The organism is Streptomyces sp. NPDC051913, assembly GCF_044593635.1.
Lineage (GTDB): Bacteria > Actinomycetota > Actinomycetes > Streptomycetales > Streptomycetaceae > Streptomyces.
On record NZ_JBIUCI010000005.1, the window covers coordinates 1 to 18,022 of the forward strand.

At 69.3% G+C, this 18,022-nt stretch carries 19 protein-coding genes; 9 read left to right on the forward strand and 10 right to left on the reverse strand.

Going from position 1 to position 18,022, the window contains the following annotated elements; translation table 11 throughout:
• The 5 genes from ACIHIX_RS16035 to ACIHIX_RS16055 all read right to left on the reverse strand — a co-directional run.
• A partial coding sequence (locus ACIHIX_RS16035) for a DUF475 domain-containing protein (RefSeq protein WP_399955638.1) occupies positions 1-370 on the reverse strand: 370 nt, incomplete at its 3' end.
• A 148-nt stretch (positions 371-518) separates the two neighbouring features.
• Entirely contained in the window at positions 519-1,094 is a 576-nt protein-coding gene (locus ACIHIX_RS16040; protein ID WP_399955641.1) for a TerD family protein, read from the reverse strand.
• 103 nt (positions 1,095-1,197) lie between these two features.
• Positions 1,198-1,773, reverse strand: coding sequence for a calcium homeostasis/redox stress adaptation protein (locus ACIHIX_RS16045; protein ID WP_329339676.1), 576 nt, complete (start codon positions 1,771-1,773; stop codon positions 1,198-1,200).
• A gap of 130 nt (positions 1,774-1,903) precedes the next feature.
• Entirely contained in the window at positions 1,904-2,362 is a 459-nt protein-coding gene (locus ACIHIX_RS16050; protein WP_399955644.1) for a peroxiredoxin, read from the reverse strand.
• Between the two features lie 125 nt (positions 2,363-2,487).
• Positions 2,488-2,925, reverse strand: coding sequence for a DUF3052 domain-containing protein (locus ACIHIX_RS16055; protein ID WP_181387409.1), 438 nt, complete (start codon positions 2,923-2,925; stop codon positions 2,488-2,490).
• Positions 2,926-3,280: 355 nt separating this feature from the next.
• Between ACIHIX_RS16055 and aceE the strand changes: the two genes are divergently transcribed.
• Both aceE and ACIHIX_RS16065 read left to right on the forward strand, forming a co-directional pair.
• Complete coding sequence (gene aceE / locus ACIHIX_RS16060; RefSeq protein ID WP_399955648.1) at positions 3,281-6,013, forward strand: pyruvate dehydrogenase (acetyl-transferring), homodimeric type; 2,733 nt, start codon at positions 3,281-3,283, stop codon at positions 6,011-6,013.
• A gap of 90 nt (positions 6,014-6,103) precedes the next feature.
• Positions 6,104-6,889 (forward strand): potassium channel family protein, encoded by a 786-nt coding sequence (locus tag ACIHIX_RS16065; protein ID WP_399955651.1) that lies wholly within the window; start codon positions 6,104-6,106, stop codon positions 6,887-6,889.
• Here the strand turns inward: ACIHIX_RS16065 and ACIHIX_RS16070 are convergent.
• Entirely contained in the window at positions 6,886-7,194 is a 309-nt protein-coding gene (locus ACIHIX_RS16070; protein WP_399955653.1) for a small hydrophobic protein, read from the reverse strand. The two genes, ACIHIX_RS16065 and ACIHIX_RS16070, sit on opposite strands and share 4 nt — an antisense overlap.
• 286 nt (positions 7,195-7,480) lie before the next feature.
• Positions 7,481-9,097 carry an MFS transporter gene (locus ACIHIX_RS16075; protein WP_399955657.1) on the reverse strand — a complete coding sequence of 539 codons (1,617 nt, stop codon included), beginning with the start codon at positions 9,095-9,097 and terminating at the stop codon, positions 7,481-7,483.
• Positions 9,098-9,163: 66 nt separating this feature from the next.
• Here ACIHIX_RS16075 and ACIHIX_RS16080 point away from each other — a divergent pair, with 66 nt between their 5' ends.
• The 3 genes from ACIHIX_RS16080 (at position 9,164) to ACIHIX_RS16090 (ending at position 12,002) form a co-directional block, all read left to right on the forward strand.
• Positions 9,164-9,790 (forward strand): TetR family transcriptional regulator, encoded by a 627-nt coding sequence (locus ACIHIX_RS16080; protein WP_399955660.1) that lies wholly within the window; start codon positions 9,164-9,166, stop codon positions 9,788-9,790.
• 82 nt (positions 9,791-9,872) lie between these two features.
• Complete coding sequence (locus ACIHIX_RS16085; RefSeq protein WP_399955663.1) at positions 9,873-11,090, forward strand: alpha/beta hydrolase; 1,218 nt, start codon at positions 9,873-9,875, stop codon at positions 11,088-11,090.
• A gap of 57 nt (positions 11,091-11,147) precedes the next feature.
• Positions 11,148-12,002, forward strand: a complete 855-nt coding sequence (locus ACIHIX_RS16090) for a DUF4429 domain-containing protein (RefSeq protein ID WP_399957258.1) — start codon at positions 11,148-11,150, stop codon at positions 12,000-12,002.
• Positions 12,003-12,022: 20 nt separating this feature from the next.
• On the opposite strand, the gene ACIHIX_RS16095 is transcribed toward ACIHIX_RS16090, so the two are convergent.
• Both ACIHIX_RS16095 and ACIHIX_RS16100 read right to left on the reverse strand, forming a co-directional pair.
• Positions 12,023-13,039, reverse strand: coding sequence for an aldo/keto reductase (locus ACIHIX_RS16095; protein WP_399955665.1), 1,017 nt, complete (start codon positions 13,037-13,039; stop codon positions 12,023-12,025).
• On the reverse strand, positions 13,036-13,503 hold the full coding sequence (locus ACIHIX_RS16100; protein WP_329339660.1) for a MerR family transcriptional regulator: 468 nt from the start codon (positions 13,501-13,503) through the stop codon (positions 13,036-13,038). The genes ACIHIX_RS16095 and ACIHIX_RS16100 overlap by 4 nt, the downstream gene beginning before the upstream one ends.
• 96 nt (positions 13,504-13,599) lie before the next feature.
• On the opposite strand from ACIHIX_RS16100, the gene ACIHIX_RS16105 reads away from it, so the two are divergent.
• Together ACIHIX_RS16105 and ACIHIX_RS16110 are read left to right on the forward strand one after the other, a co-directional pair.
• Complete coding sequence (locus ACIHIX_RS16105; RefSeq protein ID WP_399955668.1) at positions 13,600-14,070, forward strand: GNAT family N-acetyltransferase; 471 nt, start codon at positions 13,600-13,602, stop codon at positions 14,068-14,070.
• An 18-nt stretch (positions 14,071-14,088) separates the two neighbouring features.
• Positions 14,089-14,913, forward strand: coding sequence for a serine hydrolase domain-containing protein (locus ACIHIX_RS16110; RefSeq protein WP_399955671.1), 825 nt, complete (start codon positions 14,089-14,091; stop codon positions 14,911-14,913).
• A 173-nt stretch (positions 14,914-15,086) separates the two neighbouring features.
• Here ACIHIX_RS16110 and ACIHIX_RS16115 read toward each other — a convergent pair whose 3' ends face one another.
• The gene (locus tag ACIHIX_RS16115; RefSeq protein WP_399957261.1) at positions 15,087-15,737 is read right to left on the reverse strand and encodes a pirin family protein; all 651 of its coding nucleotides are present in this window, start codon (positions 15,735-15,737) and stop codon (positions 15,087-15,089) included.
• 74 nt (positions 15,738-15,811) lie between these two features.
• Between ACIHIX_RS16115 and fasR the strand changes: the two genes are divergently transcribed.
• Positions 15,812-17,017 carry a fatty acid biosynthesis transcriptional regulator FasR gene (fasR, locus tag ACIHIX_RS16120; protein ID WP_399955674.1) on the forward strand — a complete coding sequence of 402 codons (1,206 nt, stop codon included), beginning with the start codon at positions 15,812-15,814 and terminating at the stop codon, positions 17,015-17,017.
• Positions 17,018-17,106: 89 nt separating this feature from the next.
• Entirely contained in the window at positions 17,107-18,021 is a 915-nt protein-coding gene (locus ACIHIX_RS16125) for an ACP S-malonyltransferase (RefSeq protein ID WP_399955677.1), read from the forward strand.
• Position 18,022: the final 1 nt, after the last annotated feature.

The window sequence follows — 18,022 nt, forward strand, 5'->3', positions numbered from 1 at the left end:
CACCGAACGCGGCGATCGCCGGGTGGGCGTCGGTGACGAGTTCCTGGTAGTGGTCCTTGTTGTTGAGGGCGAGGTCGACGGCCTCGATCGGCCCCATCTTGGCGCTGATCGCGACGATGACGACCGGGAAGACCAGTCGCATGCCGAACACGGCGATGAGGACACCGACGGTGAGGAAGATCTTCTGCCAGAAGGCATTCATCTTCTTCAGGATCCCGGCGTTGACCACCGCGTTGTCGAAGGACAGCGAGATCTCCAGGACCGAGAGGATCGCGACGATGCCGAAGGCCTCCCACCCCCCGTAGAAGACCGCTGCGACGAGGCCGAGCGCGGTGATCGCGAACGACCAGCCGAAGGTTTTCAGAACCACTGGCTACCCAATCCTTGTGTACGGGTCTCCCCCGCGCCGTACTCGGCTTTACGAAGACTTTGAAGCCGAAGTCTAGTCCCGAGCCCTTCGCCGCCCACCAGGGACCGGCTTTTGCTCATAACGCGTTATGAGACCTTGTCCCGGCGGGTCAGGAGACGTGGACCCCGAAGTCCAGGGCGATGCCCCTGAGTCCGGACGCGTACCCCTGTCCGACCGCGCGGAACTTCCACTCGCCGCCGTAGCGGTAGACCTCGCCGAAGATCATCGCGGTCTCGGTGGAGGCGTCCTCGGAGAGGTCGTAGCGGGCGAGTTCCTGGCCGTCGGCCTGGTTCACCACGCGGATGAACGCGTTGCTGACCTGGCCGAAGGTCTGGCCGCGGTTGTCCGCGTCGTGGATCGAGACCGGGAAGACGATCTTGTCGCACTGGGCCGGCACCTTGGAGAGGTCGATCAGGATCGACTCGTCGTCGCCCTCGCCCTCACCGGTGAGGTTGTCGCCGGTGTGCTCCACCGAGCCGTCGGGGCTCTTGAGCTGGTTGTAGAAGATGAACCACTCGTCGCCCATGACCCGTCCACCGGCGCAGATCAGCGCACTGGCGTCGAGGTCGAAGTCGGCTCCGGTGGTGGAGCGTGCGTCCCAGCCGAGCCCGATCATCACCTGAGTGAGGTTGGGTGCGGCCTTGGACAGGGAGACGTTGCCCCCCTTGGCGAGCGTGACGCCCATGATGTGGTCCCTCCCCGTGTGCTGCTGTTTCTCTGGTGGTCCTGCGCGTCCGGCGCCGCACGTAAACCGTGCGGCGCCGGACGATGAGACCTTGTGACGTGTCTCAAACGTTGACGCCGAAGTCCTGCGCGATGCCGCGCAGGCCCGAGGCGTAGCCCTGGCCGATGGCGCGGAACTTCCACTCCGCGCCGTGCCGGTACAGCTCACCGAAGACCATGGCGGTCTCGGTGGAGGCGTCCTCGGAGAGGTCGTAGCGGGCGATCTCGGCCTCGCCCGCCTGGTTCACGACGCGGATGAACGCGTTGCGGACCTGGCCGAAGGACTGCTGGCGGTTCTCGGCGTCGTAGATCGAGACCGGGAACACGATCTTCTCGATGTCGGCCGGGACGGCCGCGAGGTTGACCTTGATCTGCTCGTCGTCGCCCTCGCCCTCACCGGTGATGTTGTCGCCGGTGTGCTCGACCGAGCCGTCGGGGCTCTTGAGGTTGTTGAAGAAGACGAAGTTGGCGTCGCTGCTGACCTTGCCGGAGTTGTTCAGCAGCAGTGCGCTGGCGTCCAGGTCGAAGTCGGTACCGGTCGTGGTGCGGACGTCCCAGCCCAGACCGATGATGACCGCGGTCAGGCCGGGGGCCTCCTTGGTCAGCGATACGTTGCCGCCCTTGCTGAGGCTGACTCCCACGAGTCCTCCATTGGTGTCCAGGGGCGGGGAGCCCCGCCATGCGTTTGATACCGGATCAACGAGTCGATCCTAGTGACGGGTTCCCGCCCTACGCAGGGCTTGGGACCCAACAATCACAGGGTGTCCCGACTCAGATGGCGTCGAGGGCCTTCACGTACTCGTTCAGGTCACGGGCGTCGGGCAGCGCGTTGACGACGGTCCAGCGGACCACGCCCTCCTTGTCGATGACGAAGGTGCCGCGCACCGCGCAGCCCTTGTCCTCGGCGAAGACGCCGTAGGCGCGGGAGACCTCGCCGTGCGGCCAGAAGTCGCTCAGCAGCGGGTATTCGAGGCCCTCCTGCTCGGCGAAGACGCGCAGGGTGTGGATGGAGTCGTTGGAGACGGCGAGGAGCTGGGTGTCGCGGTCGGAGAACTGCGGCAGGTTGTCGCGCAGCTCGCAGAGCTCGCCGGTGCACACCCCGGTGAAGGCGAAGGGGTAGAAGAGCAGGACGACGTTCTTGCTGCCACGGAAGTCCGACAGCTTCACGGACCTGCCGTGGTTGTCCTTGAGCTCGAAGTCGGGGGCCTTTTCGCCGACCTGGATGGCCATCGTCGTGAATCCCTTTCGGATGGGACTGTTCGGGTGACACCCACCCTACGCAGTGATCACGACAGACTGACGGACGGGCTGAGCACGACGCGCGGCTCAGCCCGTCCGGGGCTAGCGGATGGAGGTCACCGCTTCGACTTGGCGCCCTTCGGCGTCACCAGACGGCTGCCGCTCCAGTCCTTGCCGACGCTGACGCTCTTGGAGGCCGAGAGCCCCGCCGTCGTCGCGGCTTCGGAGATGTCGCTGGGCTCGACGTAGCCGTCACGGCCGGTCTTCGGCGTCAGCAGCAGGATCGAGCCGCCCTCCTCGATGTACGTGGTGGCGTCCACCAGTACGTCGGTGAGGTCGCCGTCGTCATCGCGGAACCACAGCACCACGGCGTCTGCGACGTCGTCGTACTCCTCGTCCATCAGCTCACCGCCGATGACTTCCTCAATGGCCTCGCGGAGCTCCTGGTCGACGTCGTCGTCGTAGCCGATCTCCTGGACCACCTGCTCGGGCTGGAACCCCAGCCTTGCGGCAGGGTTCGTCCGCTCCTCCGCGTGGTCCGCGGTCGCGCTCACGGGTTGCCTCCTGATCATGTCTTAGGGAATGACTCAGCCACGCGCGTGCGCGAAGCATTGGCCGTAGTCCACACGGGCGGGACGGATCGCGCAAGTACCCGGCCGTTCAGACCGCCGAAACGGTGACGTTCCTGGCCGTGTCACCGCAACTCCAGGCACGCCATTCCGCCCATAAGTGACCTACACCACACCTTTCTGCCCCCTTTGTGTGGTTGTGAACCAGGAGGACACTCGAGAGTGCAGTCGCAGCAGTTTCGTTACCTCGCGGTAGAGATGACGTTTCGCGCCCCGAGGTACACGATGGGGGGCGGTGCAGACATACAGAAATACGGCCCTCTGACAGGTAAGGAACAGCGTGGCTTCCGGATCCGATCGCAACCCGATCATCATTGGCGGCCTTCCGAGTCAGGTTCCTGACTTCGATCCCGAGGAAACCCAGGAGTGGCTCGACTCCCTCGACGCCGCCGTCGACGAGCGCGGCCGGGAGCGGGCCCGCTATCTGATGCTGCGGCTGATCGAGCGAGCCCGCGAGAAGCGCGTGGCCGTGCCCGAGATGCGCAGCACGGACTACGTCAACACGATCGCCACCAAGGACGAGCCGTTCTTCCCGGGCAACGAGGAGATCGAGCGGAAGGTCCTGAACGCCACCCGCTGGAACGCCGCGGTCATGGTCTCCCGCGCCCAGCGGCCCGGCATCGGGGTCGGCGGCCACATCGCCACCTTCGCCTCCTCGGCCTCGCTGTACGACGTGGGCTTCAACCACTTCTTCCGCGGCAAGGACGAGGGCGACGGCGGCGACCAGGTCTTCTTCCAGGGCCACGCCTCCCCGGGCATCTACGCCCGCGCGTTCCTCCTCGACCGGCTCAGCGAGCAGAACCTCGACGCGTTCCGCCAGGAGAAGTCGAAGGCGCCGTACGGCCTCTCCAGCTACCCGCACCCGCGGCTCATGCCGGACTTCTGGGAGTTCCCGACCGTGTCGATGGGCCTCGGCCCGATCGGCGCGATCTACCAGGCGCGGATGAACCGCTACATGCACGCGCGCGGGATCGCCGACACCTCGAAGTCGCATGTGTGGGCGTTCCTCGGCGACGGCGAGATGGACGAGCCGGAGTCGCTCGGCCAGCTGACCATCGCCGCCCGTGAGGGCCTCGACAACCTGACCTTCGTCGTCAACTGCAACCTCCAGCGCCTGGACGGCCCGGTGCGCGGCAACGGCAAGGTCATCCAGGAGCTGGAGTCGGTCTTCCGCGGCGCCGGCTGGAACGTCGTCAAGCTGGTCTGGGACCGCTCCTGGGACCCGCTGCTGGCCCAGGACCGCGACGGGGTGCTGGTCAACCGGATGAACACCACGCCGGACGGCCAGTACCAGACGTACGCGACCGAGTCCGGCGCGTACATCCGCGAGCACTTCTTCGGTGACGACCACCGGCTGCGGGCGATGGTCGAGAACATGAGCGACGACCAGATCCTGCATCTGGGGCGTGGTGGTCACGACCACAAGAAGATCTTCGCGGCGTTCGCGGCGGCCAAGGCGCACAAGGGCCAGCCGACGGTGATCCTCGCCAAGACGGTCAAGGGCTGGACGCTGGGCCCGAACTTCGAGGGCCGCAACGCGACCCACCAGATGAAGAAGCTGACGGTCGACGACCTCAAGGGCTTCCGCGACCGGCTGCACATCCCGATCACCGACCAGGAGCTGGAGTCCGGCGCCCCGCCGTACTACCACCCGGGCCGGAACTCGGAAGAGATCCAGTACATGCACGACCGCCGCAAGAGCCTCGGCGGTTACGTCCCCACGCGCGTGGTGCGGGCCAAGCCGCTCGCGCTGCCGGACGACAAGACGTACGCGACCGTGAAGAAGGGTTCCGGTCAGCAGTCCATCGCCACCACCATGGCGTTTGTACGACTGCTCAAGGACGTCATGCGGGACAAGGAACTCGGCAAGCGGTTCGTGCTGATCGCGCCGGACGAGTACCGCACCTTCGGCATGGACTCGTTCTTCCCGAGTGCGAAGATCTACAACCCGCTCGGCCAGCAGTACGAGTCGGTGGACCGTGATCTGCTCCTGGCCTACAAGGAGTCGCCGACCGGTCAGATGCTGCACGACGGCATCTCGGAGGCGGGCTGCACGGCCTCGCTGATCGCGGCGGGTTCGGCGTACGCCACGCACGGCGAGCCGCTCATCCCGGTCTACGTCTTCTACTCGATGTTCGGTTTCCAGCGCACCGGCGACCAGTTCTGGCAGATGGCCGACCAGTTGGCGCGCGGTTTCGTCCTGGGCGCGACCGCGGGACGTACGACGCTGACCGGTGAGGGTCTTCAGCACGCGGACGGCCACTCGCAGCTGCTCGCCTCCACCAACCCGGGCTGTGTCGCGTACGACCCGGCGTACGGGTTCGAGATCGCGCACATCGTGCAGGACGGTCTGCGCCGGATGTACGGTCCGCAGGCCGAGGACGTCTTCTACTACCTCACCGTCTACAACGAGCCGATCCGGCACCCGGCCGAGCCGGAGAACGTCGACGTCGAGGGCATCCTGAAGGGCATCCACCGCTTCAGCGAGGGCACTTCGGGCTCCATCCCGGCGCAGATCATGGCGTCCGGTGTCGCGGTGCCGTGGGCGGTCGAGGCGCAGCAGATCCTCGCCGAGGAGTGGAACGTCAGGGCGGACGTCTGGTCGGCGACCTCCTGGAACGAGCTGCGGCGCGAGGCGGTCGACGTCGAGCGGCACAACCTGCTGCACCCCGAGGAGGAGCAGCGCGTGCCGTACGTGACGCAGAAGCTGTCGGGTGCGCAGGGGCCGTTCGTGGCCGTGTCCGACTGGATGCGGGCGGTGCCGGACCAGATCGCGCGCTGGGTGCCGGGCACGTACCAGTCGCTGGGCGCGGACGGGTTCGGTTTCGCGGACACCCGGGGCGCGGCCCGCCGCTTCTTCCACATCGACGCGCAGTCGATCGTGCTGGGCGTGCTGACCGAGCTGGCGAGGGAGGGCAAGGTCGACCGGTCGGCGCTGAAGCAGGCGATCGACCGCTACCAGCTCCTCGACGTCTCGGCGGCGGACCCGGGGGCGGCGGGCGGCGACGCGTAGCGCTGCCGTTGCGCGCTGATGCACCTGTGCGCTGAAGGGCGGTGGGGCCTCACGGCTCCACCGCCCTTACTGCTTCTTTACGATGCGGTCATGAAGGAACCTTCGGCGCAGGACCGCTGGGAACACCTGACCCAGCGGCCTCTGATGGCGCTCGCGGTGCTGTTCGCCGTCGCCTATGCCGTGCCGATCGTCGACGACTCGGCCGGCCATGAGGTGGCGGCCCTGTGCACGGGCGTCGAGTGGGTGGTGTGGGCGGCGTTCGCCGTCGACTACGTCGTACGGCTGTCGGTCGCGCGGGACCGGCGGGAGTTCGTACGGCGGCACTGGCTCGACCTGGGGGCGGTGGTGCTGCCGCTCCTCCAGCCGCTGCGGTTGCTGCGGCTCGTCGCCACGCTGCTGCTGGTGCAGCGCAGGGCTCGGATGGCCTCGCAGATCCGGCTGACGACGTATGTCGCGGGGGCGGTGGTGGGGCTGCTGATGTTCGGCTCCCTGGCGGTCCTCTCGGTGGAGCGGGACTCACCGAACGGGAACATCCGGACGCTGGGTGACGCGGTGTGGTGGTCGTTCACGACGATGACGACCGTGGGGTACGGCGACCACGCCCCGACCACCGGCCTGGGCCGTGTGATCGCGGTCGGCCTGATGCTGTCCGGCATCGCCCTGCTCGGTGTCGTCACCGCGAACATCGCCGCGTGGTTCATCGCCCGCTTCGAGAAGGACGACGTGGAGGAACGCCGCCAGACGGAGGCGATCGTGGCCCTGACGGAAGAGGTACGGGCGCTGCGGGCGCAGGTCGCGGAGTTGCAGCAGCGCTCAGACACCGAGGCGGGCCCCCGGCTCACCAGACCAGGGGCCCTCCCTCACTCCCCCGGCTAGAACATGCCGTTCCCCGGGGACGCCGCCCCCGCCAGCCAGATGACTGCCAGGAGCGTGTCTATGGCGCCCAACACGAAAGCGACCAGGGCCGTGACCGGGCGCGAGCGCGACCAGGTGCGGCCCATGGCCAGCCATCCGCACACGATCGCGACCGGGCCGAGGATGATCCCCAGCACGAAGAAACCCGCGACCGCGCAGATGACTCCGATGATTCCGAGCGTCGCGCGGTCCGGCCCGGTCCGTGACCACGTCCGGCCACGTGAGCGGGGGTGCCTGCGCGTTCCTTGTCCGAAGCCCGCCATCATCAACAACTCCCAGAACCCCTAGGCAAGTTGGGTTCGAGGAGGCGAGTACCCACGGGTGAGTTTCCAATCCTCCTCCGGACTTGCGGCGCGCCGCCCCCCTCCGGCAGCGCGCCGCAACGCCGGTCACCCGTCCCGCACTTGCCTGAGGAACATGCCGTACCGGAGGGCTTCACCTACTGTGACGTGCGGTGCGTGCCGAGGGCGAGGAATCTTTAGCCTCTTCACTCTGATGAGGGAAGTTGTTCTTAATTTGCCCTGAATTCCGGTCAGATGACGTCAAAAGACCTCAGATATGTCCTACTCCCGCGCCCGCCTCCGCGTTCGCGCCCCTCTTGGTCAGCAGCGCGACGAAGATCGCCGCGGCGGCCACCCCGGCGGCGACCAGCGACGCCAGACTCATGCCGGAGATGAAGGTGTCGTGCGCGACGTCGGTGATCTTCGCGGCGATCGCCTCCGGAGTGCCCTTGGCGATCGGCGGTACGCCCACCTGGACCGCCTCGGAGGCCTTGGCCTGGTCGGCCGGGGTGAGTTCGGGCAGCCCCGCCGCCTTCCAGTTGCCGGCCAGGTCGCTGTCGACCTTGGACGCCATCACGGCACCGAGCACGGCGGTGCCGAGGCTGCCGCCGATCTGCATCGCCGCCTGCTGGAGACCGCCGGCCACCCCGGACAGCTCCATGGGCGCGTTGCCGACGATGACCTCGGTCGCGCCGACCATGACCGGGGCGAGGCCGAGGCCGAGCAGGCCGAACCAGAGGGACATCACGGCGCTGCCGGTGTCGGTCTCCAGGGTCGACATGCCGTACATCGCGATCGCGGTGGCCGCCATGCCGCCGGCCAGCGGGACGCGCGGGCCCAGCTTGGTGATCAGCACGCCCGCGAGCGGGGAGCCGACGATCATCATGCCGGTGAGCGGAAGGAGGTGCAGGCCCGCGTCGATCGGGCTCATGCCGTGGACGTTCTGGAGGTAGAACGTCACGAAGAACAGGCCGCCCATGAAGGCGATGGCCATCAGGACCATCAGGACCACGCCCGCGGAGAGGGCGACCGAGCGGAAGAGGCCCAGGGGGATCAGCGGCTCGCCGACCTTGGTCTCCCAGAAGGCGAAGAGCGCGAAGCCCAGCACCGACGCGGCGATGAACGCCCACGTCTTGCCGTCGCCCCAGCCCCACTCCGGGGCCTTGATGAGGGCCCAGACCAGGCAGAACATCGCGCCCGACAGCAGGCCGATGCCGAGCAGGTCGAAGGAGCGCGGGGCGTTCTCGGCCCGGTGGTCGAGCAGGATCAGCACCCCGAGCACGAGGGCGAGGAGGCCGACCGGGACGTTGATGAAGAACACCGACTGCCAGTTGACGTGCTCGACCAGCACACCGCCGAGGATCGGGCCGCCCGCGGTGGAGGCACCGATGACCATGCCCCAGATGCCGATGGCCATGTTGAGCTTCTCGGCCGGGAAGGTGGCGCGCAGCAGACCCAGCGCGGCCGGCATGAGCAGCGCGCCGAACAGGCCCTGGAGGACGCGGAAGGTGACGACCGCGGCGATGCTGCTGGAGAGCCCGATCGCACCGGACGCGGCGGCGAAGCCGACGACCCCGATCAGGAACGTCTGCCGGTGGCCGAAGCGGTCACCGAGCTTGCCCGCGGTGATCAGGGAGACCGCGAGGGCGAGGAAGTACCCGTTGGTGATCCACTGGACCTGCGCGAAGGTGGCGCCGAGGTCCTTCTGGATGGCCGGGTTGGCGATGGCGACGATGGTGCCGTCGAGGGCGACCATCATGACGCCGACCGCCACGGTTATGAGCGTGAACCAGGGGTGGCCGCGCAGCCCCGAGGCCGGTGACGCCGACGGGGCGGACGTCGCGTCGTCCCCCGGCCCCGTCTTGTCGAGCGTGGTCTGACTAGTCATGCTCCGAGGCTAGTGACAGCCACTGACAATTGACAAAGCAATTCACAAGTCGGTAACTGACACAGCATGGAAAACCTGCGCGAACGCAAGAAGCAGCGCACCCGTGAGGCCCTGCTGCGGGCCGCCCTCGAACTGTTCACCACGCGCGGGTACGAGCAGACGACCGTCGACGACATCGTCGGCGCCGTCGATGTCTCCCAGCGCACCTTCTTCCGGTACTTCGCCAACAAGGAGGAGGCCGCCCTCGCGGTGGTGGAGCTGGCGGTGGCGCACTTCGTCGAGGCGGTGCGCGACCGGCCGCCGCACGAGGCGCCGATGGAGGCCCTGCGGCAGGCGGTCGTGGAGGGCTGGGACTCGCTCAACGACACCATCGAGTCCGTCGTACCGGTGGAGCTGTACCTGCGGATGTACCAGGTCGTCGAGTCGACGCCGGTGCTGCTCGCGGCCCATCTGCGGCGGTCCATGGAGGTCGAGGAGACGCTCGCGCGGGTGATCGCCGAGCGCGAGGGGCTCGATGTGGACGCGGACCTCAGGCCACGGCTCGTGGTGGCCGTCTTCAGCGGGGTGATGCGGGTGACCGAGCGCCGGTGGAGCACGGGCGCCGACCTCGGCCTGGACGCGATGCGGGCCCTGACGGCGTCGTATCTCGAACAAGTGGGCCCGGCACTCACAGGCGACTGGCGAACCCACTGAGGTCATCGTCACCCCGGCCGAAACGTGATCCCCGTCACTCGGTTAACGCGAGACCCTCTCGTTCTCCTAGTGTGTCCTTTCAGTGACTTCCTTCGACACCTCTCCCCAACTCAACGTCTGGCGCGCACTGCTCGCGCTGGCCGTGGTGTTCGTCATGCTGGCGACCACCGGCTGGACCGCGCTCAAGGGCCACCGGGCCACCACCCCGCTCCAGGCCTCGCTCAGCGCCTGGGAGGACGGCCGGATAGCGGGACACGACCTCCCCGACCCGGACGCCTCCCCCGTCCGGCTCGCCGCGTTCTTCGCCTCGCTCACCGCTCCCCAGCGCGCCACACTCGCCCGCCGCTACTCGCTCGCGGTCGGCAACATGAACGGCGCACCCGTCGAGCTGCGCTACCGCGCCAACCGGATCGCGCTGGACAAGGCCCGCAAGACCGAGCGCAAACGCATGCACGACCCCCGCCTCTCGCCCGACGGGCAGCAGGAAGCGGGCCGTCGTATGCACCGCTACGAGGCGTTGATGAGCGGCAAGCGGCACATCCTCGCCTTCGACCCGGAGGGTTCGGGCCGGGTCGCCGAGGTCTTCGGCAGCCTCAGCAAGGCGGAGCGGATCTCGGTCGTCGTCCCCGGCGTCGACACCGACCTGCTCACCTTCCAGCGCACCTACCGCAAGTACTCCGCCCCGGTCGGCATGGCCAAGTCCCTGTACGCGGCCGAGAAGGCGGCGAGCCCCTCGACCCGTACGGCCGTGATCGCCTGGGCCGACTACACCGCGCCCGGCGGACTCGGCCTCGACTCGGCGACCGGCGTCCGCGCGGCGGAGGGTGCGATCCGGCTGAACGCGCTGGTGCGGGCGCTGCCCGGCAGCGCGCCCGTCTCCCTGTTCTGCCACAGCTACGGCTCGGTGGTCTGCGGGGTCGCCGCACGTGAACTGCCCGGCCGGGTCGCCGACATAGCGGTGGCCGGCAGTCCCGGGATGCGTGTCGAGAAGGCGTCCCATCTGCACACCTCGGCGCAGGTGTGGGCGATGCGGGACGCGGACGACTGGATCCAGGACGTGCCGTACCTGGAACTCGGCGGGCTCGGCCACGGAGCCGACCCGGTGTCCTCCGCGTTCGGGGCCCGGGTGCTGTCGGCGGCGGACGCGAAGGGGCACAGCGGCTATTTCGAGCCGGGTACCGAGAGCCTGCTGAACTTCGCTGACATCGGCGTCGGCGCATACCGGTCGGTCCACTGCGCCGACGCGGACAAGGCGTGCCGGGCGGGTTTGTCCGGCACCACGACGGACGGACGCGCGTAGAGGCGCAGGAATTGCGGTCTGCGCAGGGAGGCGACGGAGGAGCTCGTGCCGCATACGATGAGCCGCATGGGTGACGTACTGGCCGGATTTCATGCCGCCTGGGAGTTCGAGTCCGACTCTGTGCTCATCCGCTACGAACGAGGTATTCGAACACCCAAGCTCTTCCAGTCCCTGGGCGAGCGTCGGATTCCCCTGCGGGCCCTGTCCGGGGTGACCCTGACCCCCGGCAAACGCGGCACGGTCGTCCTGCGCGCCGAGCCCCGCCCCGGTGCCGACCCCCTGATGGAGGCGGCAGCCGGGCAGCTGAAGGAAGGCTGCGATCCGTACCGGCTGGTGCTGCCGGCCGAGCGGGCCGTCCTCGCCGAGTACTACGCCGACGAGCTGCGGGCCTCGCTGCCCGCGGACGACGGACCCGCGGATCGTTTCCTGGTGCCGGCGCCCGAGGTGCCGCTGTCTTTCAAGGCGTACGACGGGAAGGCGTCCTTCGACGGGAAGACCGTGTTCTTCCGGTGGTTCTGGACGGGGGCGTCGTCGGCGAAGTGGAAGGCGGGCGACCAGAGTTTCGCCGTCTCCGAGCTGAGCGGGGTGGAGTGGCGCTCACCGGAGGTGTTCGAGGGGCATCTGCGGTTGCTCCGCGGGGACGTGGTGTCGCCTGCGCAGGCCGACCAGGATCCGGCGACGGTGGTGTTCGGGCTGGGGTACGGGCCCGTGCACGAGTCGTTGCCGTTCGCTGCGGCGGTGCTGGCGGCGGTACGGGAACGCGGGCCGGCCGCGGTGGTCCCGGCTGCGGCGCGCCGGGACCCTGCGGACATCGCTGAGCGGATTCGCCATCTGGGAGAGCTGCATCAGGCTGGGCTGGTCACTGATGAGGAGTTCTCGGTGAAGAAGGCGGAGTTGTTGGCCGAGTTGTGAGGTGGTGCCCTTAGGCGTCTCTACTCACGGCCGGCAGAGGTGAACGTCATGTCCGCGTATCGATCGCCTGCCACCTTCCCGGCGATCGGCTCCAGCAAGGCCATGTCCCCCTCCGTCAGTTGGATCCTTGCCGCCCCCACGTTCTCCTCCACCCTGCTTGCCTTCCTCGTGCCCGGGATCGGGATCACCGGCAGCTCGTGCACCTGGGACTGCTGCTGGACCCAGGCCAGCGCGACCTGGCCCAGCGACGCCCCATGGGCCTCGGCGACCGTGCGGACGGGGTCCAGGAGGGCCACGTTGGCCGCCGCGTTCTCGCCGGTGAAGCGGGGCTGTTGACGGCGGAAGTCGCCGGCGGTGAGGTCCTTGTCGGCGTTGGCGAAGGAGCCGGTGAGGAAGCCGCGGCCGAGCGGGGAGTAGGGGACGAGGGTGACGCCGAGGTCGCGGGCGGTGGGGACCACGCCGGACTCGATGTCGCGGCTGAACAGGGACCACTCCGACTGGACGGCGGCGATGGGGTGGACGCCCTGGGCCGCCCGCAGTTCGGTGCCGGTGACCTCGCTGAGGCCCAGGTGCTTGACCTTGCCCTCGCGGACCAGCTCGGCCATGACGCCGACGGTCTCCTCGATGGGGACGTTCACATCGCGCCGGTGCATGTAGTAGAGGTCGATGACGTCGACGTCGAGGCGCCTGAGGCTGGCCTCGACGGCCTGGCGGATGTAGGGCGGGTCGTTGCGGATGATGCGCCGGGTCGGGTCGTCCGGCGGGACGGCCAGGGCGAACTTGGTGGCGATCACGACCTCGTCGCGGTGGGCCTTGAAGAACGGGGAGAGGAACCTCTCGTTCTCCCCGGCGCCGTACGCGTCCGCGGTGTCGTAGAGCGTGACGCCCAGTTCCAGGGCGCGTTCCAGGGTGGCCCGCGACTCGCCCGCGTCCGCGGGGCCGTAGGCGAAGCTCATGCCCATGCAGCCGAGGCCCTGCACTCCCACCTCGGGGCCGTCGGCACCCAGTCGTGCGGTGGGGATCGTGCTGTCGCTCATCCGGCTTTCTCCGTTTCGTAGGCGTGACCGGCGTCGGCATAGAAGCTGATCTTCCGGTCGAGAACGGCGAGGGTGTCCTGGAGTTCCGCGATCCGGGACAGGACGTCCTGCCGGGTCGTCTCCAGGAGCTCGAACCGTTCGGTGAACGTGTGGTCGCCCTCGCGCACCAGTTCCGCGTACCGCACCATGGCGGCGACCGGCATGCCGGTGAGCCTGAGCTTGCCGACGAGGTCGAGCCAGTCCAGGTCGCGGTTGCTGTACCGGCGCTGTCCGGTGTGCGAGCGGTCGATGTGCGGCATCAGGCCGATGCGCTCGTACCAGCGCAGGGTGTGCGCGGACAGGCCGGTAAAGGCGACGACCTCGCTGATCGTGTAGCTGTCCTGGCCCTCGGGCCGCCGGTGTGGGTGCGGCGGGGCGGCACAGCTGTCGGTCCTGGTACCCGGGGTGGTCTCCATCACCGTCATGACCCTTACGCTAAAACCTTGGAGTGCACTCCAAGCAAGCGGAACAGGTAAGAATTCGCAGGACGTCGGCCGGGCACGGTCACTAGCGTGCGGGCCATGACTCTCGTACGACGTGCCGTGCCCGAGGACGCCGGGGAAGTGCTGCGCCTCCGCCAGGTGATGATCGACTCGATGGCGGACGCCGATCCGTCCACAGCGTGGCACATCGAGTCGCTCCCGGTACTGACGGGACGGCTCGCGGAGGCGGACGGGGACTTCGCGGCGTTCGTGGTCGATCACCCGGAGCGGGCGGGCACGTTGGCCGCCCTGGTGTGCGGGACGGTGGAGTACCGGATCGGCAAGGCTGGCAACCCGCGGGGCGTCACCGGTTTCGTCTTCAGCGTCGCCACCGACCCGGACGCCAGGCGGCGCGGGTACGCGCGTGCAGGCATGACCGCGCTGCTGGAGTGGTTCCGCGAGCGCGGGGTCCGGCGCGTCCAGCTCACCGCGTCCGTCGAGGCCAGGGCGCTGTACGACGCTCTCGGGTTCCGGCCGAAGCCCGACCCGTTGCTGGAGCTGAGGCTCTGAGCGCTTAGGCTCGGCGGCATGTCGTTGAAGAGCCTCGCGCTGATCGAGAACTGGCCGGTTCCCACCGCTGCGGCGGGGGTGGTGCGGGCCGACGGTACGGTGCTCGGCGTGCAGGGGCCGGCCGGCCGGCGCTTCCCCTTGGCCTCGGTCACCAAGCCGCTCGCGGCGTACGCGGCGCTCGTCGCGTACGAGGAGGGGGCGATCGAGCTCGACGAGGCGGCGGGACCCGCCGGGTCGACGGTTCGGCATCTGCTCGCCCACACCTCCGGGCTGGCCTTCGACGAGCACAAGGTGATGGCGCCGCCCGGGGAGCGGCGGCTGTACTCCAACGCCGGGTTCGAGCAGCTCGGCGACCACATCGCCAAGGCGACGGACATCCCCTTCGCCGAGTATCTGCGCCAGGCGGTGCTGGAGCCGCTGGGGATGACGGGGACGAGTCTGGAGGGCTCTCCGGCGAAGGACGGGGTGTCGACCGTCGAGGATCTCGTCCGGTTCGCGGCCGAGGTGCAGGCGCCCAGGCTGCTCGACCCGCGCACGGTCGCCGACGCCATGACCGTCCAGTACCCGGGCACCAAGGGTGTCCTGCCGGGCTACGGCCACCAGAACCCCAACGACTGGGGCCTCGGCTTCGAGATCCGCGACTCCAAGTCCCCGCACTGGACGGGCTCTTCGTCCTCCCCGCGCACCTTCGGGCACTTCGGCCAGTCCGGTACGTTCCTCTGGATCGACCCGGCCGCGGGGGCCGCCTGCGTGGCGCTGACGGACCGGGCGTTCGGGCCGTGGGCGGTCGAGGCGTGGCCGCCCTTCACCGACGCCGTGCTCGCCGAGATCAGCGGCCGCTAGGTCGTGTCCGTAAAGTCCCGTCGTCCGCCCGGAGGGCGGGCCGGGCGGCGTCAGGTGCTTGCTCTCGGCGTGCCGGGCACGAACCCGCGTACTGGTTGTACGTGGGTTCGTGCCCGGTGCGGCGAGAGTGCGTGCATGGCGGCTCCCGGCAGGCGGGACTTTGCGGACACGACCTAGGCCATCTCCCACAGCAGCAGTTCGGCTCGCGTCACGGCCACCGCGTCCAGCCCCTCGGCGTCGGTGATCCGGGCCGCGTCGCCGGGGCCCAACTCCTCGGTGTCCAGCCGCACTTCACCGCGTACGACATGGACGTAGACATACGGGGCGTCGGGCACCGCCGTTCGCTCCCCCGGCCCCAGCCTCCGTGCGTGGAGCATCGCGGCCGCCCCGGGGACGGCGTACGGGGTGGAGTCGGCGATGCCGCGGACGATCTCGTACGAGGGGTCGCCGCCGGGGTCGCGGGGGGCCAGCCACATCTGGAGGAAGGTCAGCGGCTCCACGCCGTCGTTGCGCTCGACGTGCCGGACGCCGCCCGCGGAGCTCAGGCGCTGGACGTCTCCGGGGCGGACCTTCGTCTCATGGCCCGCGCTGTCGCGGTGCGTGAGCTCGCCCTCCACCACCCAGGTCACGATCTCGGTGTGGCTGTGCGGGTGCTCGTCGAAGCCGGCGCCGGGGGCGAGACGCTCCTCGTTGCAGGCGATCACCGCGCCGAAGCGGAGGTTGTCGGGGTCGTAGTGGGAGCCGAAGGAGAAGGCGTGACGGGAGTCGATTCCGGCCGCCCGGTCGCCCCCTGGATAGCGCTCGTCGGCGCGTCGCACGTCCATCACGGACCCCACCGTAGACCCCGTCCCGGACCCCGCCAGCGCATGCTCCCGTCCGGATAAGGCAGTCTTGTCCCGTGCCCGAACCCGAAACCGGCAACACCGCAGCCGCCGCAGCCGCCGCCCACTCGCACTCCGCGACCCTGAAGAGGCTGGAGAGGTCGTCCGGGTCGCTCGCCGCGCAGGCCATCGCGCGGATGGACGAGACGCTGCCGTGGTACCGGGCCATGCCCCCGGAGAACCGTTCCTGGATCGGTCTCGTCGCCCAGGCCGGTATCGCGGCCTTCACCGAGTGGTTCCGGTATCCCGACGCTCCGCAGGCCATCTCCACCGACGTCTTCGGGACCGCTCCGCGCGAGCTGACCCGGGCGATCACCCTGCGGCAGACCGTCGAGATGGTGCGCACCACCATCGAGGTCATGGAGTCCGCCATCGACGAGGTGGCCGCTCCCGGCGACGAGGGCATTCTGCGGGAGGCCCTCCTCGTCTACGCCCGGGAGATCGCCTTCGCCACGGCCCAGGTGTACGCCCAGGCCGCGGAGGCACGGGGTGCCTGGGACGCGCGTCTGGAGTCACTGGTCGTCAACGCCGTGCTCAGCGGCGAGGCCGACGAGGGGGCGGTCAGCCGCGCCGCCGCGCTCGGCTGGAACGCTCCCGAACATGTGTGTGTCGTCCTCGGCACCGCTCCCGACGGGGACTCCGAGCTGACCGTCGAGGCGATCCGGCGGGCCGCCCGGCATGCCAAGCTCCAGGTGCTCACCGGTGTCCTCGGGGACCGGCTCGTCGTCATCGCGGGCGGCAGCGACAACCCGATCGCCGTCGCCAAGTCGCTGATCGGGCCCTATGCGGCGGGGCCGGTGGTCGCCGGGCCCGTCGTGCCCGACCTGCTGGCCGCGACCCGGTCCGCACAGGCCGCCGCGGCCGGGCTGAAGGCCTGTTCCGCCTGGCAGGACGCCCCGCGCCCGGTCCTCGCGGACGATCTCCTCCCGGAGCGCGCGATGGCCGGTGACCCCAGCGCTCGCGAGCAACTGGTGGAGGAGATCTACAGACCGCTGGAGGAGGCCGGATCGGCGCTTCTGGAGACGCTCTCCGTCTATCTCGAACAGGCGAGCAGTCTCGAAGGCGCGGCCCGGATGCTCTTCGTCCATCCCAACACCGTGCGCTACCGGCTTCGACGTGTGACTGACGTCACCGGCTGGTCGCCTTCGGACGTACGTTCCGCGTTCACGCTGCGGATCGCGCTGATCCTGGGGCGTCTGGCCGACGGGGATCTCCCGCTCTAGCCTTTTGTCGGGGGTCCACAAAACCCCCTCGTGTTCTTCGTCCCTGTCCCCACGGGCGGCCATGGCCGTCCACAAGAGAGAGTGTGAGAGTGCTCGTACTCGTCGCTCCCGGCCAGGGCGCCCAGACGCCCGGCTTCCTGACTCCCTGGCTCGAACTCCCCGGTGCCGCCGACCGCGTCGCCGCGTGGTCGGACGCCATCGGCCTGGACCTCGCCCACTACGGCACACAGGCCGACGCGGACGCCATCCGGGACACGGCTGTCGCCCAGCCGCTCCTGGTCGCGGCCGGGATCCTGTCCGCCTCGGCACTCGGTGCCGTCGCCCCGGGCGCGGTCGCGGGCCACTCCGTCGGTGAGTTCACCGCCGCCGCCCTCGCCGGTGTCCTCGACGACACCGCCGCGCTGACCCTCGTACGCAAGCGCGGGCTCGCCATGGCCGAGGCCGCCGCGGTCACCGAGACCGGAATGTCGGCGCTGCTCGGCGGCGACCCGGAGACCTCCGTCGCGCACCTGGAGAAACTCGGCCTGACGCCGGCGAACGTGAACGGCGCGGGCCAGATCGTGGCCGCCGGCACGCTGGAGCAGCTCGCCGCGCTGAACGAGGACAAGCCCGAGGGCGTCCGCAAGGTCATCGCCCTGAAGGTGGCCGGCGCCTTCCACACGCACCACATGGCGCCCGCGGTCGACGCGCTGGCGAAGGCCGCCGAGGCCGTCACGCCCGCCGACCCGACGCTCCCCTACGTCTCCAACAAGGACGGGCGGACCGTCGCCACCGGCACCGAGGTGCTGGCACGGCTGGTCGGCCAGGTCGCCAACCCGGTCCGCTGGGACCTGTGCATGGAGACCTTCAAGGAGCTCGGCGCGACCGCGATCATCGAGGTCTCCCCCGGCGGCACGCTGGTCGGCCTCGCCAAGCGCGCGCTGCCCGGCGTCAAGACGCTGGCCCTCAAGACCCCCGACGACCTCGACGCCGCTCGCGAGCTCATCGCCGAGCAGAGCGCCTGAA

What these genes read in the sequence shown, in the direction of transcription:
- ACIHIX_RS16105 (WP_399955668.1), top strand. Translation starts at nt 13,600, where the DNA reads ATGACTCTCGTACGACGTGCCGTGCCCGAGGACGCCGGGGAAGTGCTG.
- ACIHIX_RS16075 (WP_399955657.1), bottom strand. Translation starts at nt 9,097, where the DNA reads ATGACTAGTCAGACCACGCTCGACAAGACGGGGCCGGGGGACGACGCG.
- ACIHIX_RS16115 (WP_399957261.1), bottom strand. Translation starts at nt 15,737, where the DNA reads ATGGACGTGCGACGCGCCGACGAGCGCTATCCAGGGGGCGACCGGGCG.
- ACIHIX_RS16080 (WP_399955660.1), top strand. Translation starts at nt 9,164, where the DNA reads ATGGAAAACCTGCGCGAACGCAAGAAGCAGCGCACCCGTGAGGCCCTG.
- ACIHIX_RS16070 (WP_399955653.1), bottom strand. Translation starts at nt 7,194, where the DNA reads ATGATGGCGGGCTTCGGACAAGGAACGCGCAGGCACCCCCGCTCACGT.
- ACIHIX_RS16110 (WP_399955671.1), top strand. Translation starts at nt 14,089, where the DNA reads ATGTCGTTGAAGAGCCTCGCGCTGATCGAGAACTGGCCGGTTCCCACC.
- ACIHIX_RS16090 (WP_399957258.1), top strand. Translation starts at nt 11,148, where the DNA reads ATGAGCCGCATGGGTGACGTACTGGCCGGATTTCATGCCGCCTGGGAG.
- ACIHIX_RS16040 (WP_399955641.1), bottom strand. Translation starts at nt 1,094, where the DNA reads ATGGGCGTCACGCTCGCCAAGGGGGGCAACGTCTCCCTGTCCAAGGCC.
- ACIHIX_RS16050 (WP_399955644.1), bottom strand. Translation starts at nt 2,362, where the DNA reads ATGGCCATCCAGGTCGGCGAAAAGGCCCCCGACTTCGAGCTCAAGGAC.
- ACIHIX_RS16095 (WP_399955665.1), bottom strand. Translation starts at nt 13,039, where the DNA reads ATGAGCGACAGCACGATCCCCACCGCACGACTGGGTGCCGACGGCCCC.
- ACIHIX_RS16100 (WP_329339660.1), bottom strand. Translation starts at nt 13,503, where the DNA reads ATGACGGTGATGGAGACCACCCCGGGTACCAGGACCGACAGCTGTGCC.
- ACIHIX_RS16065 (WP_399955651.1), top strand. Translation starts at nt 6,104, where the DNA reads ATGAAGGAACCTTCGGCGCAGGACCGCTGGGAACACCTGACCCAGCGG.